Below are 22,824 nucleotides of genomic sequence, written 5' to 3'. Positions count from 1 at the left end.
CCCTGCGCGGCCGGTTCCCCGCCGCAGGGGAGGATGCCGCTGTCGTCGGCGGCCGCCGGCGTCCCCCACCCGAGAGGGGAAGCGCGGCGTGATCTACCTCGTCGTCCGGTTCCTGCTGCGCCCGCTGTTCCGCCTCGCGCTGCGCACCCACGTGACCGGGCGGGAGAACGTGCCGGCGACCGGCGCGTTCATCATCGCCAGCAACCACCTGTCGTTCATCGACAGCATGGTCATCCCCCTCTCGGCGCCCCGCCGGGTCGGCTACCTCGCCAAGGCGGAGTACTTCACCGGGACCGGGGTCGGCGGCTGGCTGACCCGCACCCTGTTCACCGCGCTCGGCGCGCTGCCCGTGGAGCGCGGGACGCACCGGGCGGCCCAGGCCGCGCTCGACACCGCCCTCGGCGTGCTGCGGGAGGGTGGTGGCTTCGGCATCTACCCCGAGGGCACCCGCTCCCGCGACGGCCGGCTGGCCCGCGGGAAGACCGGGGTGGCGTGGCTGGCGCTGACCGCCGACTGCCCGGTCGTGCCCGTCGCCGTGACCGGCACCGACCGGGTGCAGCCGGTGGGGTCGAACTGGCCCCGCCCGCACAAGGTCTCGGTCGTCTTCGGGACGCCGCTGACCTTCCCCGAGCACCGCGGCGGCGCCGGGAACGGCCGCGCGCGCCGCGAGGTGACCGACCGGATCATGTCGGCCATCGCCGAGCTGTCCGGGCAGGAGAAGGCCGGCTGGTGAGCGCGCTGCCGATCGGCAGGTCAGCCGGCGAGCAGGGTCCGGACGTCGTCCGGCCAGGGGGTCGGGCGTCCCGCGGCGGTGGCGACGTACGTGCTGCGGACGACGCAGCAGGTCCGCGTCCCCACCCGGACGGTGAACCGGACCGTGGCGCTCGTCGTCCCCACCCGGTCGGTCTCGGCGTCCACCGTCACCGTGTCCCCCCAGCGGGCCGGGGAGGACCACTCCAGCGCGCTGGCCTTCACGACCGGCTCGACCCCCCGGGCGACCAACTCGTCCCAGGGCAGCCCGTGGGCGGCCCACCAGACGGTCGACGCCTCGTCGGCCCAGGTGAGGTAGTGCGCGTTGAAGACCAGCCCCTGCTGGTCGCACTCGACGTACCGGACCGGGGAACTCCACTGGGCGGGCACGGGGGACGACCGTAGCCCGGGTTACCGTCAGCCCATGGACGCCGTGCTGGACAGCTACCGCGACCCCTCGAAGCTGGTGCTCGACAAGGTCATCGACCGGATCGACGGGTACTGCGCGGCCTTCATCGCGCTGTCCCCGTTCGCCACCCTCGCCACCGCCTCGCCCGAGGGCTGGCCGGACACCTCGCCCCGTGGCGGCGACCCGGGCTTCGTGCGGGTCCTCGACGTGCACCGGCTTGCGCTGCCGGACCGGCCGGGCAACAACCGGGTCGACAGCCTGCGCAACCTGGCGGCCAACCCCCGCGCGGCGCTGATGTTCTTCGTGCCCGGGATCGACGAGACGCTGCGGGTGTACGGGACGACGACGCTGCACGGACCCGACGAGCTCGACCTGGACCTCACCGAGTTCGGCAAGGCGCCCCGGTCGGTGCTGCTGCTGCAGGTCGAGCGGGCCTACTTCCAGTGCTCGAAGTCGGTGATGCGCTCGGGTCTGTGGGACCCCGACCGGCGCGTCGAGCGCTCGCAGTTCCCGCCGTTCTCCCAGGTGCTGCGCGAGCACTGCCGCGACGCGTCCATCCCGGAGGAGGAGCAGCTGCGCGCGGGGTTGCGGCTCGAACTCTGAGGAACCGGCCGCCGCGGCGGCCGATCGGGGGTCAGCTGGCGGGCAGGTCGCGGGCGAGCTTGCGGTTGGCGACCGTCCGCTCGGCCAGTGCGCGCCGGCGGTCCTGCCTGCTGCGGCGGTCGTTGCCGCGGTACCGGGCGTCTTCCACGAGCTGGAAGGCGGCGAGCACGCTGGCCTTCACCTCGCGTCCCCGTGGTGCTGCAGGCGGCACTGGCTCGGCCGAGGTCATCACAGCCACCCTCTCCCGGGAGGCCCCCTGACCTGCCCCGTGCCGACATGGTGCCCTGACATCGGCACGTCGAACCATCCCCGTGACCATTTGGTGCCGTTGTGTCACAAGTGACACGCGGGACTGATCCGTACGGTGCCGGCATGACAGGTCTCGGTCGACGGCTCACCCGGCTGCTGCGCGCCCTCGTGCCGCCCGGCCCCCGCACGGCGGCTGGCCGCCGTGCGGTCCCGGACGGCGGCACCGCCCGCCGCGCGCCGGCTCCGCCCCCCACGGCCGGCGGAGGCGTCCGGGACCTGACGGGCGGCCTGGCCGGGACCGACCTCGAGCACCGCCCGCGGGAGGACGGCCGGCCCGACCCGGGCGAGGTCGTGTGGGCCTGGGTCCCGTTCGACGAGGGCGACGGCCGGGGCAAGGACCGGCCCCTGCTGGTCGTCGGCCGGCGCGGGGGTGAGCTGGTCGGGCTGATGCTGTCCAGCCAGGACCACGACCGGGACGCCGCCGACGAGGCCCGGCACGGTCGCAGCTGGATGGACGTGGGCCGCGGCGGCTGGGACTCCCGCGGGCGCTCCAGCGAGGTGCGCCTGGACCGCCTCCTCCTGCTCCCACCCGGGGCGGCCCGCCGCGAGGGGGCCGCCCTCGACCGGCGCCGGTTCGACGAGGTGGTCGCCGCCGTGCGGGAGCTGCACGGCGGCTGAGGCCGCGCCTCACCGGGTGGGGTCAGCCGCTGCGCCTGCGCAGGGTCGCCGCGCCCAGGGCGAGGGCGAGCAGGGCGACCGCGGCGACGACTCCGACGTCCCGCCACAGGGTGCCCGTCCCGGCCGCCGACCGGCCGACCTCCTGCAGCGCCTCGACCGCGTAGGTCAGCGGCAGGACGTCGCTGATCGCCTGCAGCCAGCCGGCCATCTGCTCCCGGGGCACGAGCAGGCCGCAGAGGAAGAACTGCGGCAGCACGACCACCGGCATGAACTGCACCGCCTGGAACTCGCTGCGGGCGAAGGCGCTGGCCAGCAACCCCAGGGCGACCCCGAGGACGGCGTCCACGACCGCGATGACCACGACCAGCCAGAGCGATCCGGCGACGTCCAGGTCGTAGAACGTCGTCGCGACGGCCACCGTCACCACCGCCTGGACCGCCGCCGCCAGCCCGAAGGCGAGGCCGTAGCCGAGCAGCAGGTCCAGCCTTGCGAGCGGGGTGGTGAGCAGTCGTTCGAGCGTGCCCGTCGTGCGCTCCCGCAGCATCGCGATGCTGGTGACCAGGAACATCACCACGAACGGGAAGACGCCGAGCATGGTCAGGCCGACGCGGTCGAAGGTGCTGGGCTGCCCCGGGAGGGTCGGGAGGTCCTTCCAGAGCAGGTACAGCAGCCCCAGCAGGATGCTCGGCAGCACGACCATCATCGCGATCGTGCGGGGGTCGTGACGCAGCTGTCGCAGGACGCGGCCGGTGACGGCCGCCGTGAGCCGGACGCCGGTGGTCCGCGCCCGGGGGCCGACGGTCCGGCCGGTGTCGGTGGTGCGGGTCGCCGTGGTCATGCCGCCACCCCCGGCTGGGAGCGGACGAGGGTCAGGAACGCCTCGTCGAGGTCGTCGGTGCCGGTCCGTGCGCGCAGTTCGGTCGGCGTCGAGTCCGCGAGCAGGGCACCCTCGCGCAGCAGCAGCAGCCGGTCGCAGCGGCCGGCCTCGTCCATCACGTGGCTGGACACGATCAGGGTGGTCCCCTCGGCGGCGAGGGCGTGGAACCGGTCCCACAGCTCGGCCCGCAGCACCGGGTCCAGCCCGACCGTCGGCTCGTCCAGGACCAGCAGCTCCGGCCGGCCGACCAGCGCGCAGGCCAGGGACGCCCGGCTCATCTGGCCGCCGGAGAGGTCGGCGACCAGTTGTCCGGCGGCGTCGGCCAACCCGACGTCGGCGATCGCGGTGTCGGCCTCTCGTGCACCGCGGCCGTACAGGGCGGCGAAGAACCGGGCGTTCTCCCGCACGGTCAGGTCCGCGTAGACGCTGGGGGCCTGGGTGACGTAGCCGACCCGCGTGCGCAGCGGCGGAGCGCCGGCCGGGCACCCGAGGACGGTGACCTGCCCCGATCGGGTCCGCTGGACGCCGACGATCGCGCGCAGCAGCGTCGTCTTGCCGCTGCCACTGGGGCCGAGGAGGCCGGTCACCTCCCCGCGGGGCACCGCGCACGACAAGCCGTCCAGCACGCGGCGGCGCCCGCGGTCGATGACCAGATCGGTGACGGTGACAGCGGCGTCCATGTCCCCTCCCCAATTCAACAGCCGATGAATAGACGCTAGCCCAACCGCCGGGGCGCCACCAGCCCCCGACGCGGGACCCCGTCCACCGCGGAGTGCCGAACGCCCAGCCGCGTGACCGCCGCCGAGGCCGCCGTGACGGCGCTGGTGACCGAGACCTCGGACAGCAGCCCGGGTGCGGCCACCTCGTCGCCGGCCAGGAAGACGTCGTCGCCCTGGTCCACGGCCGGCCGGTCCCGCCACGTGGAGCCGGGCAGGTCGAGCGCGCCGGTCCGGCCGCGCGCCACGGCGGAGCGGCACCACGTCGTCCGCTCCTGCCAGCCGGGCACCGCGCCGTCCACCAGCTCCGCCAGGGCCCGGGAGGCCGCCGCCCGGTCCTCCCCCTCCCGCAGCGGTCGCTGGGCCTGGACCAGGTCGCTCCCCGCCGGGGCGAGGCTCGGGTCGACCCGGGAGAACGCCTCCACCCAGCCCGCTTCGTCGATGTCGGAGACGACGAAGAGGTCACCGCGCCGCCGCGGGACGGCGACGTCGAGCAGCAGGGTGGCGCCCGAGACGGCCGGGGTCGCCAGCGGCCGGCCGAGCAGCGCACGGGCGGCCGGCAGCGAGGTGGCGACGACGGTCGGCCGGTCGGGCAGGGTGGCGACGTGGCTCCCGGTCTCGATGACGACGCCGAGACCGCGGGCACGCGCCTCGAGCCGGTCGACCAGCGCCCCCCAGCCGCCGACGACGTAGCGCGGACCCCCGGCCGGGTTGGTCACCCGCAGCAGCCGCTCCCACACGAAGGCCGCCGAGAGCCGTCCGGGGTCGGCCGTGAACGTCGCCACACCGGCGAACGAGGAGGCCGCCGCCGCCACCTCGTCCCCGTGCGTGCCGGCCACCCAGCTGCGGAAGTCCTGCTCGACCGGCGCGGTCCGGCGCCGCCGGGGCAGCAGCCGCACCAGGCCCGGCGGTGGGGTGGCGCGCACCCGCCCGCCCCGCCGGAAGCGGATCCCGGCGGCGGCCGCCGGCGGCAGCCGCCGGTACGGGTCCGCCAGTCCCCGGCGGCGGAGCCACGACCACGCCGCACCGTCCCCGTAGAAGACGTGCGGTCCCTCGTTGGCCACGAAGGGCGCCGGCGTCGAGCGCGCCCGTCCGCCCAGCCGGGAGTGGCTCTCCACGAGCCGCACGTCCGCGCCCGCCTCGGCCGCCGTCACCGCAGCGACCAGCCCGGCCAGGCCCCCGCCCACCACCACCAGTTCGTCTCTGCTCATGCCGAGCAGACACCGCGGGGCCGGAGATCGTGACATGGCGCCGTCGCGCGGCGCGGTCGACGTCACGACCGGGGTGGACGCGGTGTCATGTCCCTCGTGACCACTCCGAGCCCCGGACCGGCGGACACCTTCGAGCAGCACCGGTCGCTGCTGACCGGTGTCGCCTACCGGGTCCTGGGCAGCATCGCGGACGCGGAGGACGTCGTGCAGGAGACCTGGCTGCGCTGGTCCACCGTCGACCACGCCGGCGTGCGCGATCCCCGGGCCTTCCTCACCACCACGGTCACCCGGCTGGCGCTCAACGGCCTGCGGTCCCGCCGACACCGCCAGGAGAGCTACATCGGCCCGTGGCTGCCCGAGCCGGTGCCCACCGCGGAGGACGGCGACGACCCCGCCCAGCCCGTGCTGCTGGCCGAGAGCGTGTCCCAGGCCTTCCTCGTGGTGCTCGAGTCGCTGTCGCCCCTGGAACGGGTCGTGTTCGTGCTGCACGACCTGTTCGGCTTCGGACACGACGAGGTGGCCCGGGCCGTCGACCGCTCGGAGCCCGCGGTCCGCCAGCTCGCGTCCCGCGCGCGCCGGCACGTCCGGGAGCGACGTCCCCGGGCGGCGACCGACCCGGCCGAGCACGTCCGCGTCACCGAGGCCTTCATGCGAGCCGCCGTCGACGGCCAGGTCTCGGCGCTGCTCGCGGTCCTCGCGCCGGACGTCGTGGTGCTCACCGACGCCGGCGGCACCCAGAAGGCGGCACTCCGGCCGATCACGGGAGCGGCCAAGGCCGCCCGCTTCCTCGCGGCCATCAGCTCCGACGTGTCGGGCGCGCGCTGGACACTGACGCCGCTCAACGGCCGGGTGGGCGTGCTCGTGCACGTGGGCGACGAGCTGCTGGGCACCGTCGACCTCGACACCGCCGACGGCCTGGTCACCGCGGTACGGGCCCAGCTGAACCCCAGCAAGCTCACCGCGGTCCGGGGGATCCGGCCGTGACCGGGCCGCGGCCGCCGGGAGCGGTGCTGCTCTTCGACGGCGACTGCGCCTTCTGCGGCCGCTGCGCCACCGTGGCCCGACGGCTGCTCCCCGCCGACTCCTCCGTGGTCGCCTGGCAGTCCGCCGACCTGGCGTCGCTGGGCGTGACGGCGGCCCGCGCGCGCTCGGAGGTGCTGTGGATCGGCCGGGACGGCGAGGTGTCCGGCGGCGCGCCGGCGGTCGGGCGGGCCCTCCGGGCAGCCGAAGGGCTCTGGGCGGTCCTCGGCGTCCTGCTGTCGTGCTGGCCGGTCAGCGCGATCGCGCCGCGGGTCTACCGGCTGGTCGCGGCCAACCGGCACCGGCTGCCCGGTGGCACCGCCGCGTGCGCGGTGCCACCGCCTGCGCCGGGGCAGCACGGCCGGACGGGGCAGGACCGGTGACCGGTCAGGCGGGCACCGGCGGGGAGGGGACCGCGTGCAGCCGGCGCTTGGCGACGGCGATGGGCAACTGGCCGACGAGTGCGGGCAGCACCCACCACACCGGGCTGCCGGTGGACGCCACGAGCAGCCCGGTCACCAGCGCGATGTAGGAGCCGCCCAGCAGGTGCGGCTGCGTCGTCCGCCAGTGCGGCCGGTCCCACCGGCGCACGAGCGCCCCGGCGCCGGCCAGCCCGCAGGTGAGCAGGGCCACCGGCAGCAGCCACAGCAGGCCGGGCGCGGTCAGCGCGAGACCGGCTCCGCTGACGGCCACCGCGCCGACCGCCCCCAGGTAGCCGGCGGCGGCGGCGCGGGCGGGAGAACCGCGCAGCCGGGCGGCCAGCCAGAGCGGACCCAGCAGCAGGCCCGCCGTCCCGGCGGCGACGTGCACCAGCAGCAGGGCCTCACGCACGACCGGAACACCCGCCGGCAGCTGTGGTCATGCCGGAACGGTGTCAGCGGTGGGCGCGCAGCGGCCAGTGCCATCCGTCAGCCCGGCGCCATGACGGACGACGTCCCCTCAGTCGGCGAGGGACCGGTCCGGGTCGCCCGCCGTGCGGAGGTGGTAGACGCCGGCCTGCGGGCTCAGCGGGGTCAGGTCGTAGCGGTGCACGACCTTGGGCCCGCCGTGGAGGTGGACGTGGGTGATCGTCGGCAGGGGCTCGCCGTGCCGCGCCTCGCGGATCTCCACCCGCCCGTCGAGCGGGCCGCCGACGAACAGCAGCACGGCGTCCTCCGTGCCGGTGTCGGTACCGGTCGTCTCCTCGGACAGCTCGCTCACCTCCCTGGCGCCCCGGCAAGGGTAGGCGTGCCCGGCGCCGGCGGCTGCTCCTCGGACGGGTGGCGCCGTGGCGCCGGCCGGTCTCAGGCGGGGTCCGGGCGACGCAGCCACCGGGCCAGCAGTGGCGCGGACAGCAGCATCACGAACAGCCGCAGCACCTGGACGGCGAGCACGAAGGTGGCGTCCGCGCCACCGTCGCGGGCCGTCGCGAGCACGGCGTAGAGGCCGCCGGGGGTGGTGGCCAGGTAGGCGTCGAGGGCACTGGCCCCGGTCGTGAGGGTGAGCACCGCGCCCAGGCCCGCGCAGCCGACGATGACGCCGACGATGACCGCCAGGGCCAGCGGCAGGGCCCGGCCGATGGTGCGCAGGCTCTCCCGGGTGAAGTTCAGCCCCACGGCCAGCCCGATGAGCAGGAAGGCCACCGTCTCCAGCGGCGCGGGCAGCTGCGCCCCGCGGGAGAGCCCGCTGAGGTCCAGGACGGCGGCCACCAGCAGGGACCCGAGCAGGGCCGGCACGGGGATGCGCAGCAGCCGGGCCAGCGGCAGCCCCACGGCGACGGAGACCGCCGCGTACAGCAGCCCGGCCGGCCAGCCCGGTCCGGCCTCGCCCGTGACCGGTCCCCCGGCACCGGACTCGACGCCGAAGACGACCGTGGCCGCCAACGGCATGAGGACGACGATGAGCAGCACCCGCAGGTACTGGAGGACGGCGACCATGCGCTCGTCGGCGCCCAGCTCCCGGGACATCGCGGTGATGCCCGACGCCCCACCGGCGATCATCCCGAAGGCGCCGGTCACCGGGCTGATCCCCGGCTGCAGGCGCATGAGCAGGCCGGCCAGCAGGGTGAGCAGGAGCGTGCCGATCGTGACCAGCAGCACCGCGAGCCAGTCCTGCCCGATCGCGGCGAGGGTGTCGACGTCGACCAGTCCCCCGACGGAGACGCCGATGAGGGCCTGCGCCGCCGTCATGCCCGACCGGGGCACGGTCAGCCGCCGGCGCCCGGCCAGACCGCGGACCAGGCCGGCGAGCAGACCGCCGAACAACGACGGGGAGGGCGTGTCCAGCGCGTCCAGGAGCACCGTGGCCGCCACCGCGAGGACCAGGACAGAGGCCGCGTCGCCCAGCCCGGCCCACCGCCGCGTCCCCGACACGCGCCCAGTCTCCCCGGGCCGCCGGCGGGGCCCCAGCCAGGCGGCGAGCGGTGGGGGTGGGGTCCTCCGTCACACCCCGGCGATGCGGCGCAGCTCGGCGACGTGCGCGTCGAAGGCCACGCGGCCGGCGTCGGTCAGCGCCAGGCTGGTGCGCACCCGTGCCGCGCGGGTGGCCTTGCGCACGGCCACGTACCCGGCCTCCTCCAGTTGCCGGACGTGCTTGGACAGCACCGAGTCGCTGACCCCCACCGACTCCCGCACGACGGCGAAGTCCATCGTGTCGACGGCGGCCAGCAGGCCGCAGATCTGGAGTCGGGGCGGCGGGTGGATCACCCCGTCGAACACCGGCTGGACGGCGGTCACAGCTGGCCGCGCAGTTCGGCGACGTAGATCCGTGCCCACCAGCGACTGATGACCACGATCCCGATCCCGAGGACGATCCCGGCGACCACCATGACGCCGCGGACCCCCAGCAGGTACTCGGCGAGCGCCCCACCCGCGAGGACGGCCGCGTAGAGGACCGCCCACACCCGGATCGCCCGCCGGGTGGGCCCCGGCCGGTTCCCGTCCACCCACATCCCGGTGAGCCGCCGGTAGACCGCCACCAGCCCCCAGATGCCGGCCATGAACACCAGGAACGCGCCCATGATCCAGAACGGGTCACGGGTGGCGTAGGAGGAGACGAAGCCGGCGACCAGCAGGCCCAGCAGCACGTCGTACCACAGCGGCTGCACCACCCGGTCGGCCAGCGCCGTGCGGGTGGCGGCGAGGGCGGCCAGCTCCGCCTCGGCGGCGGCGCGGTCGTGCAGCTCGTTGCTTTCCATACCGGAAAGTCTGCCTCGTCACTTTCCATTCCGTCAAGAGACGGACCGACCGGCGCGCGGCACCTCGCGTGCGCCGGCCGGCGGCCGGGCTGCGATCCTGGAGCCGATCCCTCCCGCGCCACCGCCGCCGCGGGCCTCGCCCCGCCTGCCCGAGGAGATCCGCTGAGCACCGACCGCCACCCGTTCGCCGGCACGCTCCTGGGCGACACCATCGCCGCCGTCGGGCCGCGGGACGCCGCCGCCGAGCGGGCCGCCCGCGACCGGCTGGACCGGATGACCAAGCCACCGGGATCGCTCGGTGTCCTGGAGGACGTCGCCGTCCGGCTCGCCGGCACCGCGGGCGCCTGCCCGGCTCCACTGCCCTCGCCCGCCGTGGTCGCGGTCTTCGCCGGCGACCACGGGGTGCACGCCCAGCGGGTCACCCCCTGGCCGCAGGAGGTGACCGCCCAGATGGTGGCGAACCTGGCCCGCGGCGGGGCCGTGGTCAACGCCTTCGCCGCGCAGCTCGGTGCCGAGGTCGTGGTGGTGGACGTCGGCGTGGCGACCCCCTACGCGGTCGACCCCACCCCGGCGTTGCTCAGCCGCAAGGTGCGGCACGGCACCGCCGACCTCGCCGTCGGGCCGGCGATGACCGTGGCCGAGGCACACCGCGCGGTGGAGGTCGGGATCGAGGTCGCGACCACGCTGGCCGAGCGCGCCGGGTGCCTGGTCACCGGAGACATGGGGATCACGAACACGACCGCCTCGGCGGCGCTGGTCTGCGCGTTCACCGGCGCCGAGCCCGCGGCGGCCACCGGCCGGGGCACCGGCGTCGACGACGCGACGCTGCGCCGGAAGGTCGGCGTCGTCACCCGCGCGGTGGCCCGCGTCCCCGTCCCCCCGAGGACGCCGGAGGCCGCGCTCGCCGCGCTGGCCGAGGTCGGGGGTCTGGAGCACGCCGCGCTGGCCGGGTTCGTGCTGGGTGCCGCGGCCGCGCGGGTGCCGGTGCTGCTGGACGGCGTCATCGCCGGTGCCGCCGCGCTGGTCGCCGCTGCGCTGTGCCCGACCGCCATCGACCACGCGCTCGCCGGGCACACCTCCGCCGAGCCCGGACACGCCGTCGCGCTGCGGGCGCTGGACCTGCGGCCGCTGCTCGGCCTGGACCTGCGCGTGGGCGAGGGCACCGGCGCGCTGCTGGCCTGGCCGCTGGTGACCAGCGCGGCCCGGGCACTGCGCGACGTGGCCACCTTCGACTCCGCGGGGGTCACCGAGAAGTGAACGCGACCCCCGTCTCCCCGGTCAGCGGCATCGTCTACCCCGTGGGCCTGCGCCTGCTCGACCGCCGGGTGGTCGTCGTCGGCGGCGGTCAGGTCGCCCACCGCCGGGTGGCCGGCCTGCTGGAGGCGCGCGCCCGCGTCACGGTGGTCAGCCCCGACCTCACGCCGGCCCTGGAGGCCCTGGTCGAGCCCGGGTCGGTCACCTGGGTGGCCCGCCGGTACGAGTCCGGCGACCTCGACGGCGCCTGGTACGCGGTGGCGGCGACCGACGACCCGGCGGTCAACGCGGCGGTGTCCGCGGAGGCGGAGCGGGCACGGGTCTTCTGCGCCCGCGCCGACGACCGGTCGGCGTCCAGCGCGTGGACCCCCGCCGTCGGACGGCAGGGTGACCTGGTCGTGGGCGTGCACGGTGGCGGCGACCCGCAGCGGGCCGTCGGCGTCCGCGACGCCGTGGTCGCCGGCCTCAGCGACGGCAGCATCCGCGACCGCGCCGGACGCACACCGGTGGGCGGGCGGGCCGGCAGCGTCGTCCTCGTCGGGGGCGGTCCCGGCGACCCGGGGCTGATCACCGTCCGCGGTCAGCACGCGGTGGCGCAGGCCGACGTCGTCGTCGCCGACCACCTGGCCCCCCAGTCGCTGCTGGCCTCCCTGCCGCCCGACGTCCTGGTGATCGACGCCTCCAAGCTGCCGCGCGGCCGCTCCATGGCGCAGGAGCAGATCAACGCGCTGCTGGTCGAGCACGCCCGGGCCGGGAAGCGGGTGGTCCGGCTCAAGGGCGGCGACCCGTTCGTCTTCGGCCGCGGGATGGAGGAGCTGGAGGCGTGCGCGGCCGCCGGGGTGCCGGTGGAGGTGGTGCCCGGGGTGACCAGCGCGATCGGCGTCCCGGCGCTGGCCGGCATCCCGGTGACCCACCGGGGCCTGACCCACGAGTTCGTCGTCGTCTCCGGGCACCTCCCCCCGGGCCACCCGTCGTCCCTGGTCGACTGGACGGCGCTGGCGCGGCTGCGCGGCACGCTCGTCGTCCTCATGGGTGTCGACACCGCACCGGAGATCGCCGCGGCGCTCATCCGGCACGGCCGGCCCGCGCAGACACCGGTGGCCGTGGTCGCCGACGGGTCCATGCCGACCCAGCGCACGGTGCGCACGACGCTGAGCGGCCTCGTGCAGACCCTGGCCGACGAGGAGATCCGGCCGCCCGCGGTGTGGGTGGTCGGGGACGTCGTCGGGCTGCTCGCGGAGGTCAGTCCGCCGCGCTGACGCGGGCCCGCAGTTCCCGGACGGCGGCAGCCGCGTCGTGGGCGGAGAAGGCGACCCGCACCACCGGCCCGGGCTGCCCCTCCACCTGCACCGGAGGGTCGAACCGCAGCTCGACGTTGGTCTCGCCCATGAACGAGACCGCGAGCCGGTCCCCGTCGAGCTCCACGTTCCGGCGGTGTCCCCCCTGGACGTGCCGGCGCACGCCGACCAGGCCCGCCAGCGGCACGTGCACGGAGCGGACGTGGCCGAAGCGCAGCTCCAGCGCGCCCGGACGCAGCAGGTGGGGGTGCCGCCGGAGGGACACGACGAAGCCGGCGAACCAGACCAGCCCGTAGAGGCCCAGGGCGAAGAGCACCCAGCGCAGCACCGGCCACGGCACCAGCACGTGGACGACGACCAGTTCCAGCAGCCCGAGCCCGCCGATCACGCCCATGGCGGCCCCGTCCTGGCCGGCGTAGGGCAGCGCGACCGCACCCCCGGTCGCCGGCGGGCGGCGCCGGATGGCATCGGCCAGCGCGCGCCAGTTCCCCGCTTCCGACCGGAGCATCGTGCGCAGCACCTGTCGCATGCGTCCATGTAAGCACTTGTACGGCTGATGTAGTACTCCTACTATGTGCTCGACCCCTTGGGAGGTGGCCGATGCCCCGCGAGCTCGCCGACGACGCCGTGGTCCGCGTACGTGACCTGCGCATGACCTATGGCTCCCACGATGTGCTGACCGGCGTCGACTTCGACGTGCACGCCGGAGAGGTGGTCTGCCTGCTGGGCCCCAACGGTGCCGGCAAGACGACGACGATCGAGATCCTCGAGGGCTTCCGGATGCGCTCGGGCGGAGACGTCCGGGTGCTCGGCGAGGACCCGGCGCAGGGCGGTGACGCCTGGCGGGCACGGGTGGGGGTGGTGCTCCAGTCGTGGCGCGACCACGCGCGCTGGACGCCGCGCCGGTTGCTGGAGCAGCTGGGGGGATACTTCGCCCCGTACTCCACGCCGGAGCACCCACGGCCCTACGAGCTGGACTGGTTGCTGGACACCGTCGGGCTGACGGAGAACGCCGACCGGAAGATCGGCACGCTGTCGGGCGGGCAGCGACGGCGGCTGGACGTCGCCATGGGCATCATCGGCCGCCCCGAGCTGCTGTTCCTCGACGAGCCGACGGCCGGCTTCGACCCACAGGCGCGGCGCGACTTCCACGACCTCGTGCACCGGCTGTCGGACCTGGAGGGCACGAGCATCCTGCTCACCACGCACGACCTGGCCGAGGCCGAGCGGCTGGCCGACCGGATTCTCATCCTGGCGGCGGGCCGGATCGTGGCCGACGGCAGCGCGGCGGAGCTCACCCGGCAGGTGGCCGGCACGTCCGAGGTGCGCTGGGCCCGGGGCGGCGAACGGTTCGTGCACGCCACGGAGGACCCCACGCCGTTCGTCCGCCGGCTGTTCGAGCAGTACGGCGAGGAGATCACCGACCTCGAGGTCAACCGGGCCAGCCTCGAGGACACCTACATCGCCATGGTGCAGCGGTTCGAGTCCGGCGACCGGACCACGCCCGTCCTCGCGGAGGCAACCCGATGAACCCCACCCGGCACGCGATCAGCCTCGGCCTGCGCCGGGGCTGGACAGAGTTCCTGCTCAGTCTCCGGAGCACCCAGGACCAGGGCTTCTACCTGTTCATGGCCGTCGGCACCCTCGTCCTGCTGTGGACCAACCGGGACAACGAGGTCGGCGACACCGGGCTGATGTACCCGACGTTCGCGCTGCCGAGCATCCTCGGCGCCCTGCTCGCGTTCGGGGTGGTCATCGGCCCCGCCTACGCCCTGGCGATGGAGCGGGAGGACGGCACGCTGCTGCGCCACAAGGCCATGCCGCACGGGATGCAGGGGTACGTGACCGGGCAGCTGCTCTACCACTCCCTGAGCCTGCTGCCGCTGCTGCTGGTCATCCTCGTGCCCAGCTTCTTCCTCTTCGACGACGTCATGAGCAACGGCCTCGCCGGGTGGGCCACCGTCGCGTGGGTCGCCGTCCTGGGACTGCTCGCCACCCTGCCGCTCGGGATGATCCTGGGCTCGGTGGTCCCGAGCGTCCAGAAGGTGGGCACCTGGGGGATGCTGCCGGTCATCGTGCTGACGGCCATCTCCGGGATCTTCTTCCCGATCCAGTCGATGTGGCACTGGGTCCAGATCGCGGCCCAGGTCTTCCCGACGTACTGGATCGGCCTGGGCATGCGGTCGGCGTTCCTGCCCGACGCCGCCGCGAGCATCGAGATCGGCGACTCCTGGCGCACCGGGATGACGGTGCTCGTGCTGGGTGCCTGGGCGGTGTTCGGTCTGCTGGTGACGCCGCGGGTGCTGCGCCGGATGGCCCAGCGGCAGTCCGGGTCGCAGGTCCAGGAGGCCAAGGAGGCCGCACTGCAGTGGGTCAAGTGAGCAGACTGGCGAGCTCACCGGAGGGCCGGCAGCGGGCCCTCGACCGGGGCCGGCGAGCGCCGGCGAGGACCTGACGTGAGCGCGGACCGCTCCGGGGACGCCGTCTTCAACCGGATCGCCCTGCTGCGCGCCGAGCAGGGGGTGACCCGGCGGGAGCTCGCCGACGCCCTGGGCGTGCACTACCAGACCGTCGGCTACCTCGAACGCGGCGAGTACAACCCGAGCCTGTTCCTGGCGCTGCGCATCGCGGAGTTCTTCGGGCTGCCGGTCGAGGTGGTCTTCTCGACCACCCCGTTCCCCCGGATCAGCGACGTGGCCGGCCCCGAGAGGCCGGCCGTCGCGGGGTGAGGGCGGCCCCCTGCAGGGTCCCGCCACGAGCCTGCGGGTGGTGGGGGGCAGAGGGGTCCTCTCAGATGTTGGCGCCGTCCGGCGGCGGCTCGTCGGGCAGCGGCGCCGCGACACCGGTCCCCTCCGCCGGTGGCGGGGTCATGCCCACGGTGTAGGCCGTCATCGACAGCGAGCCGTAGGCGTAACCGTCGACGAGCACCTCCGCCGCCGTCCCGGTCGCGCCGGCCATCCCGGCGACGTAGAGCAGCGGCAGGAAGTGGTCCGGCGTCGGGACGGCGAGGTCGAAGTCGGGATGGCCGTCGAGGCGGGCCACCTCAGCGGGGTCCTCGAGCATCAGCTCCCGGGCGCGCTCGTCGAACCGGCGGGCCCAGTCGAAGCCGCCGTCGGACAGGGCGCGGCTCACCCCGGCCAGGTTGTGGACGACGTTCCCGCTGCCGATCACCAGCACGCCGTCCTCCCGGAGCGGCGCCAGCGAGGCACCCAGCTGCAGGTGGTCGTCGAACGGTTTGAGCGCGTTGATCGACAACTGCACGACCGGGATGTCGGCCTCGGGGAAGGCGTGCCGCAGCACCGACCAGGCGCCGTGGTCGATGCCCCAGCTGTCCACGTCGGCACCCACCCACGTCGGGTGCACGATGTCGGCGATCTCCTCGTGCAGGCTCGGCAGACCCGGCGCCTCGTAGCTGACGTCGAACAACTCGCGGGGGAAGCCGAAGAAGTCGTGGATGGTGCGGGGACTGGGCATCGCCGTCACGGCGGTGGCGTGCACGTACCAGTGCGCCGAGACCACGAGGATCGCGCGCGGGCGCGGCACGGCCTGCCCGAACGCCCGCCATGCCTCGGTGTAGCGGTTGGTCTCGACGGCGTTCATCGGGTTGCCGTGCCCGATGAACGCGGCGGGCATGACGGTCATGCGCCCTCCCCTACCCGCGCCGGCGGCCGATCACCACCGGGGACCCGGCCCGCTGCGGAGGCGGCCGGCCCTCACCCGGCGTCGGGCACCACCGACGCCCGCCGCAGTGCGGGTGACAGCCAGCGGGCACCCGGTCCCTGGGCGGCCGCGACGTCGCCGGGGTTGGACAGGCGGCACCGGGTGAGCGACAGGCAGCCGCAGCCGATGCAGGACGACAGGCCGTCCCGCAACTGCTGCAGCGCCGCGATCTGCTCGTCCAGCCGGGCCTGCCAGGTCGAGGAGAGCCGCGCCCAGTCCCGCGCCGACGGCGTCCGCCCCTCCGGCAGCGTGGCCAGCGCCGCCCGGACCTCGGGCAGGGTGAGCCCCACGTTCTGTGCCGCGCGGACGAACGCGAGCCGCCGCAGGACGCTGCGCGGGAACCGGCGCGCGCCCCCGGGCGTCCGGGACGAGCTGATCAACCCCTGGGTCTCGTAGTACCGCAGTGCCGACGCGGCCATCCCCGACCGCTGCGACACCTCCCCGATCGTGAGCAGCTCCGCCATGGCGCCTCCCGGCCTTGACCTCAAGTCGGCTTGAGGTCCGACGGTAGTCCCATGAGCACGCCCACCGCACTCGTCACCGGCGCCTCCCGCGGGCTCGGCGCCGCCCTCACGCACGTCCTCGCCCGGCGCGGCTGGCGCCTGGTCGTGGACGGCCGCGACCCGGAACGCCTGGCCGCCGCCGTCGCCGCCCTCCCCCGCCCCGACCTGGTCACCGCCGTCGCCGGGGACGTCGCCGATCCCGCCCACCGCGCCGCCCTCGCCGCCGCCGTCCCCGACCGCCTGGACCTGCTGGTCGCCAACGCCAGCGAGCTGGGTCCCAGCCCGCTGCCCCGCCTGGCCGACCTCCCGGTGGCCGCCCTGGAGCGGGTCCTCGCGGTCAACACCGTCGCTCCGCTGGCGCTCCTGCAGGCGGTGCTGCCCGCCCTGGAGCGGGCTCGCGGACGGTTCCTGGCCATCAGCAGCGACGCCGCCGTCGAGGCCTACGCGGGCTGGGGCGGGTACGGCGCGAGCAAGGCCGCGCTGGACCAGCTGACCGCAGTCCTCGCCGTCGAGCACCCGGCCCTGCGGGTGTACGCGGTCGATCCCGGCGACATGGCCACCGACCTGCACCGGGCGGCCGAACCCGACGCCACGGGACTCCCCGAGCCGGGCACCGTCGTCCCGGCGCTGCTCCGGCTCGTCGACGGCGAGCTGCCCAGCGGCCGGTACCGGGCCGCCGACCTGACCGCCGTCGAGGCCGACCGGTGACCGCCGCGCCCCGCGAGGCGGCCGCCCCACCCGAGCGACGGGGGCTGGCGCGCGACGCCGTCCGGTTGATGCTGGTGCGTCCCGGCGTCCTGCGCGACGCGGTCTTCCGCGACCTGCCCGGCCTGCTCGAACCGGGCGACCTCGTCGTCGTCAACACCTCCGCGACGCTGCCCGCGCGACTCGACGTCCGCCGCGCCGACGGCGGCATCGCCCCGCTGCACGTGTCGACCACCCTGGACGACGGCGACTGGGTGGTGGAGGTCCGGCGGCCGGCCAACGACGGCCCCGACCGCGGCGTCGAGCCGGGCACCGAGCTGGCGCTGCCCGGAGGCGTACGGCTCACCCTGCTCAGCGGCTTCCCGGACCCGGCCCGCCCGGGGCGGCTGTGGCGGGCGCGCCCCGACCCGCCGGTGCCGGCAGCCGGCCACCTGCACCGGTACGGGCAGCCGATCCGCTACGGCTACCTCTCCGCGGCGTTCCCGCTGGCCGACGCCCAGAACGTGTACGCCAGCGAGCCCGGCAGCGCGGAGAACCCCAGCGCGGGGCGGCCCTTCACCGAGCGGCTCCTGGTGCGGCTGATGGCGCGCGGGATCCCGGTCGTCCCGGTCGTGCTGCACGCCGGGGTCTCCAGCCCGGAGGTGCACGAACCGCCCATGCCCGAGCGGTTCACCGTCCCGGAGGTCACCGCGCGGCTGGTGACCGGGACCCGCCGGGCCGGCCGCCGGGTGGTCGCCGTGGGCACCACCGTCACCCGCGCGCTGGAGACGGCGACCGGCGAGGACGGCGTGACCCGTCCGACGGCCGGCTGGACCGACCTGGTGCTCGGCCCGGACCGCCCGGCCCGGGCGGTGACCGGCCTGCTCACCGGCCTGCACGCCGCCGACGCCAGCCACCTCCTGCTGCTGGAGGCGGTTGCCGGGCGGCACCTGGTCGACGAGGCGTACGCCGCGGCACGCGACCGGGGCTACCTCTGGCACGAGTACGGCGACACCATGCTCTTCCTGCCCTGACGACGGGACCGCCCGTGCACCGGCCGCGCCCCGGCACGGGAGGCCCGGTCAGCGTGTGCGGGCGGCCCGCTCCAGCAGGCCCCGGCGCTCGGCCGCGGGACGGCGCGGGCACGAGGTGCACAGCGGCCCCCCGGGCAGCCGGTACAGCAGGCAGCACGAGGCCCGCCGGACGAAGCGGACGCCGGCCACGTCGTCGTACCGCGGCGCCGGCAACGGGGTGCCCACCGCCGCCGCGAGCGGCCCGGCCAGCGCGGTGACCGCCGGGACGTCGCCCAGCGCCTGCCCGAGCGCCAGCAGCCGGCCGGCCAGCGAGTCGGTCGCGATCGCCCACAGCGGCCGCGACCGCATCCCGCCAGCGGTGGCGACGGCCGCGACCACCGCGCCGAGCGCCTCCCGCAGCTCGCAGGCGAGCGGACCGCCGGGCGAGGCCGAGACGGCGGCGGCCAGCGTCCCGCCGGGCAGCTCGGCCAGCGTGGTGTCGGCGAGCCGCGCGGACAGCGGTCGCCCGGTCACCAGCCCGGCCAGCGAGGGCGTGAGCAGGACGGTGGACGCGGAGTACCACCACACGGTGGCCAGCGTCCGCCGGTCGCCGCCCCGGTGGCGCACCGCCAGCTCGGTCAGCCGCTGCGCGGTCCAGTCCGGATCGGCCAGGAGGACGGCGGGCAGCGGCCGGGCCGACGAGGGCACGAGCAGGCCGAGGGCGCCGGCGCCGGGCACCCGCGCGGCGACCTCCGCCTGCGCCGTCGTGCCCACCGGCCCAGTCTGGCCGTCGCCGCCGGGCGGGCGGCGCACGGGGCAGACGCGGAGTGGCCCCGGCCCATACGGTGTGGTGGGGAGCACGTCGCGTCGGCCGGACGCACGCACAGGGGCGTCGGTGCGACGCCGAGACCGGGGAGGAAGCCGCCATGAGCGAGTCGACCGAGGTGGAGGGCCGCCGGTTCCCGGCGCCCGAGCAGCTGACCGCCGAGGCCAACGTCGGCCCGGACGTCTACCAGGAGGCGTCAGCGGACCGGCTGGCCTTCTGGGCGCAGCAGGCCCGCCGGCTCACCTGGACCCAGGAGTGGGACGAGGTCCTCGACTGGAGCAACCCGCCCTTCGCCAAGTGGTTCGTCGGCGGCAAGCTCAACGTCGCCTACAACTGCGTCGACCGGCACGTCGAGGACGGCCACGGCGACCAGGTCGCCTACCACTGGGAGGGTGAGCCGGGCGACACCCGCACGATCACGTACGCCCAGCTCAAGGACGAGGTCAGCAAGGCCGCCAACGCGCTCACCGAGCTGGGCGTGGACGCCGGTGACCGGGTCGCCATCTACATGCCGATGATCCCGGAGACGATCATCGCGATGCTCGCGTGCGCCCGGATCGGCGCGGTCCACATGGTGGTCTTCGGCGGCTTCTCCGCCGACGCCCTGGCCAGCCGCCTCGACGACTCCGGCGCCGTCCTGGTCATCACCTCCGACGGCGGCTACCGCCGCGGGGCGCCCTCGGCCCTCAAGCCGGCCGTGGACGACGCGGTGGGCCGCACCGGCAGCGTGCGCAACGTCGTCGTCGTCAAGCGGACCGGCCAGGACGTCGAGTGGACCGAGGGCCGCGACCTGTGGTGGGACGACGTGGTCGGGCGCCAGTCGGCCGAGCACCAGCCGGAGTCCTTCGACGCCGAGCACCCGCTCTACATCATGTACACCTCGGGCACGACGGCGAAGCCGAAGGGCATCCTGCACACGACCGGGGGCTACCTGACCCAGGTCGCCTACACGCACTGGGCGACCTTCGACCTCAAGCCCGACACGGACGTCTACTGGACGGCGGCCGACGTCGGCTGGGTGACCGGCCACAGCTACATCGTCTACGGGCCCCTGGCCAACCGGGCCACGTCGGTGATGTACGAGGGGACACCGGAGACGCCGCACCGCGGGCGCTGGTGGGAGATCATCGAGAAGTACCGGGTGACCATCCTCTACACCGCGCCGACGGTGATCCGGACGTTCATGAAGTGGGGCGAGGACGTCCCGGCCGGCTTCGACCTGACCAGCCTGCGGGTGCTCGGGTCGGTCGGTGAGCCGATCAACCCCGAGGCGTGGCTCTGGTACCACGAGCACATCGGCGGCGGCCGCTGCCCGATCATGGACACCTGGTGGCAGACCGAGACCGGCGCCCACATGATCACCCCGCTGCCCGGTGTCACCACCCTCGTCCCCGGCTCGGCCCAGCACCCGTTCCCCGGGATCTCCGCGAAGGTCGTCGACGACGAGGGCAACGAGCTGACCAACGACTCCACGGGCCTGCTCGTGCTCACCGAACCGTGGCCGTCGATGCTGCGCACCATCTGGGGCGACGACGACCGCTACGTCGACACCTACTGGTCCCGGTTCGGCAAGGAGGTCTACTTCGCCGGTGACGGCGCCAAGAAGGACGCCGACGGCAACATCTGGCTGCTCGGCCGGGTGGACGACGTCATGAACGTGTCCGGGCACCGGATCTCCACCACCGAGGTCGAGTCGAGCCTGGTCGCGCACCCGTCGGTGGCCGAGGCGGCGGTCGTGGGCGCCAGCGACCCGACCACCGGACAGGGCATCGTCGCGTTCGTGATCCTGCGCGAGAGCGGCCAGGACTCCGGCGACGAGCTGGTGCAGACCCTCCGTCAGCACGTGGCCAAGGACATCGGCCCGATCGCCAAGCCGCGCCAGATCATGGTCGTGCAGGAGCTGCCCAAGACCCGCTCGGGCAAGATCATGCGCCGGCTGCTGCGCGACGTCGCGGAGAACCGCGAGCTCGGCGACGTCACCACGCTCACCGACTCGTCGGTGATGGAGCTGATCAGCTCGAAGCTGCCGGCGGCCTCGTCGTCCGAGGACTGAAGAAGGACCCCGTCCTCCCCACCCTTCGCAAGCTCAGGGCAGGGCCCGGGACGGGGCCGTGCCGGGAAGGGGTGCGCCCCTCCCCGGCGCGCGAGCCCGTTCGGGGGACGCGGAGACGCGCGCCCGGCGATCATGGGGCACGATTCCCCCAGTCGCCGCGTCCCCGCGGTGGCCGACCGACGTCCCTCCAGGGAGGAGCCCCCGTGGCCCACAGCGCATCGTCGACCCCGTCGCAGGGCCGGCCCACCGGCGCGGAGGAACCCTCCATCGGCGCGCTGGTGCAGAGCGCGATGGCCGACGTCTCGACGCTGATCCGCAGCGAGATCGAGCTGGCCAAGGCGGAGGTCGGCAAGTCGGCCAAGAAGGCGGGCATCGGCGCCGGGGCGTTCGGTGCCGCCGGCGCCCTCCTGGCCTTCTCGCTGATCTTCATCTTCGTCGCCATCGCCGAGTTCCTGACCTGGCTCGGGTTGGAGCGCTGGATCTCCTACCTCATCGTGTGGTTCCTCATCGTGCTGCTGGCGGCGGTGGCCGCGCTGATCGGCCGCAGCAGCCTGAAGAAGATCGAGAAGCCCGAGCGCACGCTGGAGACGCTGCGCGAGCTGCCCGAGGTCATGCACCGCGAGGCGCCCGGGCAACGCCACCGCGAGGTGCCCACCGTGACCAACGGCCGGGTGCAGCTGCGCGGCAGCGACAACTACAAGGTCTGAGCAGTGCGGGCACACCCCGGCCGGTGACTGCCCCCGAGGAGGAGCCGCCGGACGCCACCAGCGTCCTGCTTCCCGGACCCTGGACCCACCGCGACGTGTCGGCCAACGGCGTCCGGCTGCACGTCGCCGAGGCCGGCGAGGGCCCGCTGGTGCTGCTGCTGCACGGCTTCCCCGAGTTCTGGTGGAGCTGGCGTGCCCAGCTGCCGGCCCTGGCGGCGGCCGGGTTCCACGCCGTCGCCCCCGACCTGCGCGGCTACGGCGGCAGCGACAAGCCCCCGCGCGGGTACGACCTGCCGACCGCCGCCTCCGACGTCGCCGCCCTGGTCCGGGCGCTCGGCGAGCGGGACGCCGTGGTGGTCGGGCACGACTGGGGCGGGCTGGTCGCCTGGTCGGTCGCCGCCCTGCACCCGCGCAGCGTCCGCCGGCTGGCCGTGCTGTCGATGGCCCACCCGCGCCGGCTCCGCGCGGCGATGACCGACCGGGCGCAGCGACGGGCGTTCCGGCACCTGCTGGGCTTCCAGCTCCCGCGGCTGCCCGAGCGGCGGCTGACCCGCGCCGACGACGACCCGGTCGCCGAGCTGATGCGCCGGTGGGCGGGTCCGGCGTGGACCTCGACCGCGGACTTCGCCGAGGCGGTCGGCCGGTACCGGTCGGCGGCCCGCATCCCGCAGGCCGCCTACGGCTCGATGGAGTACTTCCGCTGGGCCGGGCGCTCCCAGGTGCGCCCGGACGGGCTGCGCTACGCCCGCCGGATGGCCGCGCCGGTGACCGCCCCGACGCTGCAGCTGCACGGCGACCTGGACGCCTGCGTGCTGCCGTCCTCGGCGCGCGGCTCGAGCCGCTACGTCGCCGGCGCCTACGCGTGGCGGGAGCTGGCCGACGTCGGCCACTTCCCGCACGAGGAGGCCCCCGAGCTGGTCAACGCCGAGCTCGCCCGCTGGGCAGCCGGCTGAGAGAGGACCCCGTCCTCCCCACCCCTCGGCGGCCCCGCCGCAGGGTCCCACCCAGAGCCTGCGAGTGGTGGGGGCAGCGGCGGCCCCGCTGCAGGGTCCCACCGCGAGCCTGCGAGTGGTGGGGG

General features: G+C 75.3%; 29 protein-coding genes. 15 read left to right on the top strand and 14 right to left on the bottom strand.

The window, feature by feature from the left end:
- The first annotated feature begins 88 nt into the window (after positions 1-88).
- Positions 89-733 (top strand): 1-acyl-sn-glycerol-3-phosphate acyltransferase, encoded by a 645-nt coding sequence (locus GCU56_RS21905; RefSeq protein WP_163484288.1) that lies wholly within the window; start codon positions 89-91, stop codon positions 731-733.
- Positions 734-753: 20 nt separating this feature from the next.
- Here GCU56_RS21905 and GCU56_RS21900 read toward each other — a convergent pair whose 3' ends face one another.
- Positions 754-1,140 carry a hotdog domain-containing protein gene (locus GCU56_RS21900; RefSeq protein WP_163484287.1) on the bottom strand — a complete coding sequence of 129 codons (387 nt, stop codon included), beginning with the start codon at positions 1,138-1,140 and terminating at the stop codon, positions 754-756.
- 34 nt (positions 1,141-1,174) lie between these two features.
- On the opposite strand from GCU56_RS21900, the gene GCU56_RS21895 reads away from it, so the two are divergent.
- Positions 1,175-1,762, top strand: a complete 588-nt coding sequence (locus GCU56_RS21895; RefSeq protein WP_163484285.1) for an MSMEG_1061 family FMN-dependent PPOX-type flavoprotein — start codon at positions 1,175-1,177, stop codon at positions 1,760-1,762.
- Between the two features lie 31 nt (positions 1,763-1,793).
- Here the strand turns inward: GCU56_RS21895 and GCU56_RS21890 are convergent, their stop codons facing one another.
- Positions 1,794-1,943: a hypothetical protein gene (locus tag GCU56_RS21890; RefSeq protein WP_163484283.1), complete on the bottom strand. Its 150-nt coding sequence runs from the start codon at positions 1,941-1,943 to the stop codon at positions 1,794-1,796.
- Positions 1,944-2,134: 191 nt separating this feature from the next.
- Between GCU56_RS21890 and GCU56_RS21885 the strand changes: the two genes are divergently transcribed.
- On the top strand, positions 2,135-2,689 hold the full coding sequence (locus GCU56_RS21885; protein WP_239522717.1) for a type II toxin-antitoxin system PemK/MazF family toxin: 555 nt from the start codon (positions 2,135-2,137) through the stop codon (positions 2,687-2,689).
- Between the two features lie 22 nt (positions 2,690-2,711).
- Here GCU56_RS21885 and GCU56_RS21880 read toward each other — a convergent pair whose 3' ends face one another.
- From GCU56_RS21880 to GCU56_RS21870, 3 genes are read right to left on the bottom strand one after another with little or no spacing between them, the layout of a single operon-like run.
- Positions 2,712-3,527 carry an ABC transporter permease gene (locus tag GCU56_RS21880; protein ID WP_163484281.1) on the bottom strand — a complete coding sequence of 272 codons (816 nt, stop codon included), beginning with the start codon at positions 3,525-3,527 and terminating at the stop codon, positions 2,712-2,714.
- The gene (locus GCU56_RS21875; protein ID WP_163484279.1) at positions 3,524-4,246 is read right to left on the bottom strand and encodes an ABC transporter ATP-binding protein; all 723 of its coding nucleotides are present in this window, start codon (positions 4,244-4,246) and stop codon (positions 3,524-3,526) included. The genes GCU56_RS21880 and GCU56_RS21875 overlap by 4 nt, the downstream gene beginning before the upstream one ends.
- A 35-nt stretch (positions 4,247-4,281) precedes the next feature.
- Positions 4,282-5,493, bottom strand: a complete 1,212-nt coding sequence (locus GCU56_RS21870) for an FAD-dependent oxidoreductase (protein WP_163484277.1) — start codon at positions 5,491-5,493, stop codon at positions 4,282-4,284.
- Between the two features lie 96 nt (positions 5,494-5,589).
- Between GCU56_RS21870 and sigJ the strand changes: the two genes are divergently transcribed.
- Together sigJ and GCU56_RS21860 are read left to right on the top strand one after the other, a co-directional pair.
- Positions 5,590-6,477: an RNA polymerase sigma factor SigJ gene (sigJ, locus tag GCU56_RS21865; protein WP_345772004.1), complete on the top strand. Its 888-nt coding sequence runs from the start codon at positions 5,590-5,592 to the stop codon at positions 6,475-6,477.
- A complete protein-coding gene (locus tag GCU56_RS21860) occupies positions 6,474-6,896 on the top strand; it encodes a thiol-disulfide oxidoreductase DCC family protein (RefSeq protein ID WP_345772003.1) in 423 nt (140 codons plus the stop codon). Before sigJ ends, GCU56_RS21860 begins: the two co-directional genes overlap by 4 nt.
- Positions 6,897-6,900: 4 nt before the next feature.
- Here the strand turns inward: GCU56_RS21860 and GCU56_RS21855 are convergent, their stop codons facing one another.
- The 5 genes from GCU56_RS21855 to GCU56_RS21835 form a co-directional block, all read right to left on the bottom strand.
- Positions 6,901-7,344, bottom strand: a complete 444-nt coding sequence (locus GCU56_RS21855; RefSeq protein WP_345772002.1) for a hypothetical protein — start codon at positions 7,342-7,344, stop codon at positions 6,901-6,903.
- 108 nt (positions 7,345-7,452) lie between these two features.
- Positions 7,453-7,713 (bottom strand): hypothetical protein, encoded by a 261-nt coding sequence (locus tag GCU56_RS21850; protein WP_345772001.1) that lies wholly within the window; start codon positions 7,711-7,713, stop codon positions 7,453-7,455.
- Between the two features lie 83 nt (positions 7,714-7,796).
- Positions 7,797-8,864: an AbrB family transcriptional regulator gene (locus tag GCU56_RS21845; RefSeq protein WP_163484273.1), complete on the bottom strand. Its 1,068-nt coding sequence runs from the start codon at positions 8,862-8,864 to the stop codon at positions 7,797-7,799.
- A gap of 69 nt (positions 8,865-8,933) precedes the next feature.
- Positions 8,934-9,227, bottom strand: a complete 294-nt coding sequence (locus GCU56_RS21840) for a transcriptional regulator (RefSeq protein ID WP_163484271.1) — start codon at positions 9,225-9,227, stop codon at positions 8,934-8,936.
- On the bottom strand, positions 9,224-9,688 hold the full coding sequence (locus GCU56_RS21835; protein ID WP_163484269.1) for a hypothetical protein: 465 nt from the start codon (positions 9,686-9,688) through the stop codon (positions 9,224-9,226). Before GCU56_RS21835 ends, GCU56_RS21840 begins: the two co-directional genes overlap by 4 nt.
- A 162-nt stretch (positions 9,689-9,850) precedes the next feature.
- On the opposite strand from GCU56_RS21835, the gene cobT reads away from it, so the two are divergent.
- Both cobT and cobA read left to right on the top strand, forming a co-directional pair.
- Positions 9,851-10,945, top strand: coding sequence for a nicotinate-nucleotide--dimethylbenzimidazole phosphoribosyltransferase (gene cobT, locus GCU56_RS21830; RefSeq protein WP_163484375.1), 1,095 nt, complete (start codon positions 9,851-9,853; stop codon positions 10,943-10,945).
- Entirely contained in the window at positions 10,942-12,201 is a 1,260-nt protein-coding gene (gene cobA / locus GCU56_RS21825) for a uroporphyrinogen-III C-methyltransferase (RefSeq protein ID WP_163484267.1), read from the top strand. Before cobT ends, cobA begins: the two co-directional genes overlap by 4 nt.
- Here cobA and GCU56_RS21820 read toward each other — a convergent pair.
- Positions 12,185-12,769 (bottom strand): hypothetical protein, encoded by a 585-nt coding sequence (locus GCU56_RS21820; protein WP_163484265.1) that lies wholly within the window; start codon positions 12,767-12,769, stop codon positions 12,185-12,187. The genes cobA and GCU56_RS21820 overlap by 17 nt on opposite strands.
- 71 nt (positions 12,770-12,840) lie before the next feature.
- Between GCU56_RS21820 and GCU56_RS21815 the strand changes: the two genes are divergently transcribed.
- The 3 genes from GCU56_RS21815 (at position 12,841) to GCU56_RS21805 (ending at position 14,969) form a co-directional block, all read left to right on the top strand.
- The gene (locus GCU56_RS21815) at positions 12,841-13,770 is read left to right on the top strand and encodes an ABC transporter ATP-binding protein (RefSeq protein ID WP_239522716.1); all 930 of its coding nucleotides are present in this window, start codon (positions 12,841-12,843) and stop codon (positions 13,768-13,770) included.
- Positions 13,767-14,621 carry an ABC transporter permease gene (locus GCU56_RS21810; protein ID WP_163484263.1) on the top strand — a complete coding sequence of 285 codons (855 nt, stop codon included), beginning with the start codon at positions 13,767-13,769 and terminating at the stop codon, positions 14,619-14,621. Before GCU56_RS21815 ends, GCU56_RS21810 begins: the two co-directional genes overlap by 4 nt.
- A 75-nt stretch (positions 14,622-14,696) precedes the next feature.
- A complete protein-coding gene (locus GCU56_RS21805; RefSeq protein ID WP_163484261.1) occupies positions 14,697-14,969 on the top strand; it encodes a helix-turn-helix domain-containing protein in 273 nt (90 codons plus the stop codon).
- Positions 14,970-15,030: 61 nt separating this feature from the next.
- Here GCU56_RS21805 and ygiD read toward each other — a convergent pair whose 3' ends face one another.
- Together ygiD and soxR are read right to left on the bottom strand one after the other, a co-directional pair.
- Positions 15,031-15,882, bottom strand: coding sequence for a 4,5-DOPA dioxygenase extradiol (ygiD, locus tag GCU56_RS21800; protein WP_204332641.1), 852 nt, complete (start codon positions 15,880-15,882; stop codon positions 15,031-15,033).
- A 71-nt stretch (positions 15,883-15,953) separates the two neighbouring features.
- Positions 15,954-16,424: a redox-sensitive transcriptional activator SoxR gene (soxR, locus tag GCU56_RS21795; protein WP_163484260.1), complete on the bottom strand. Its 471-nt coding sequence runs from the start codon at positions 16,422-16,424 to the stop codon at positions 15,954-15,956.
- 51 nt (positions 16,425-16,475) lie between these two features.
- Here soxR and GCU56_RS21790 point away from each other — a divergent pair, with 51 nt between their 5' ends.
- Both GCU56_RS21790 and GCU56_RS21785 read left to right on the top strand, forming a co-directional pair.
- Positions 16,476-17,171 carry an SDR family NAD(P)-dependent oxidoreductase gene (locus GCU56_RS21790; protein ID WP_163484258.1) on the top strand — a complete coding sequence of 232 codons (696 nt, stop codon included), beginning with the start codon at positions 16,476-16,478 and terminating at the stop codon, positions 17,169-17,171.
- Positions 17,168-18,181, top strand: coding sequence for an S-adenosylmethionine:tRNA ribosyltransferase-isomerase (locus tag GCU56_RS21785; protein WP_163484256.1), 1,014 nt, complete (start codon positions 17,168-17,170; stop codon positions 18,179-18,181). The genes GCU56_RS21790 and GCU56_RS21785 overlap by 4 nt, the downstream gene beginning before the upstream one ends.
- Before the next feature lie 48 nt (positions 18,182-18,229).
- Here the strand turns inward: GCU56_RS21785 and GCU56_RS21780 are convergent, their stop codons facing one another.
- A complete protein-coding gene (locus tag GCU56_RS21780) occupies positions 18,230-18,934 on the bottom strand; it encodes a (2Fe-2S)-binding protein (protein ID WP_345772000.1) in 705 nt (234 codons plus the stop codon).
- Positions 18,935-19,086: 152 nt separating this feature from the next.
- On the opposite strand from GCU56_RS21780, the gene acs reads away from it, so the two are divergent.
- The 3 genes from acs to GCU56_RS21765 all read left to right on the top strand — a co-directional run bounded on the left by acs (position 19,087) and on the right by GCU56_RS21765 (position 22,699).
- On the top strand, positions 19,087-21,039 hold the full coding sequence (gene acs / locus GCU56_RS21775) for an acetate--CoA ligase (protein WP_163484251.1): 1,953 nt from the start codon (positions 19,087-19,089) through the stop codon (positions 21,037-21,039).
- A 203-nt stretch (positions 21,040-21,242) separates the two neighbouring features.
- Complete coding sequence (locus GCU56_RS21770) at positions 21,243-21,746, top strand: phage holin family protein (RefSeq protein WP_163484249.1); 504 nt, start codon at positions 21,243-21,245, stop codon at positions 21,744-21,746.
- Between the two features lie 23 nt (positions 21,747-21,769).
- Positions 21,770-22,699, top strand: a complete 930-nt coding sequence (locus GCU56_RS21765; RefSeq protein ID WP_163484248.1) for an alpha/beta fold hydrolase — start codon at positions 21,770-21,772, stop codon at positions 22,697-22,699.
- The last annotated feature ends 125 nt before the right edge of the window (positions 22,700-22,824 follow it).

Origin of the sequence: Geodermatophilus sabuli (genome assembly GCF_010686765.1) — a bacterium.
Lineage (GTDB): Bacteria > Actinomycetota > Actinomycetes > Mycobacteriales > Geodermatophilaceae > Geodermatophilus > Geodermatophilus sabuli_A.
Note: the sequence above shows the minus strand (reverse complement) of the source record. Positions and strands in the feature narration are given on the sequence as shown.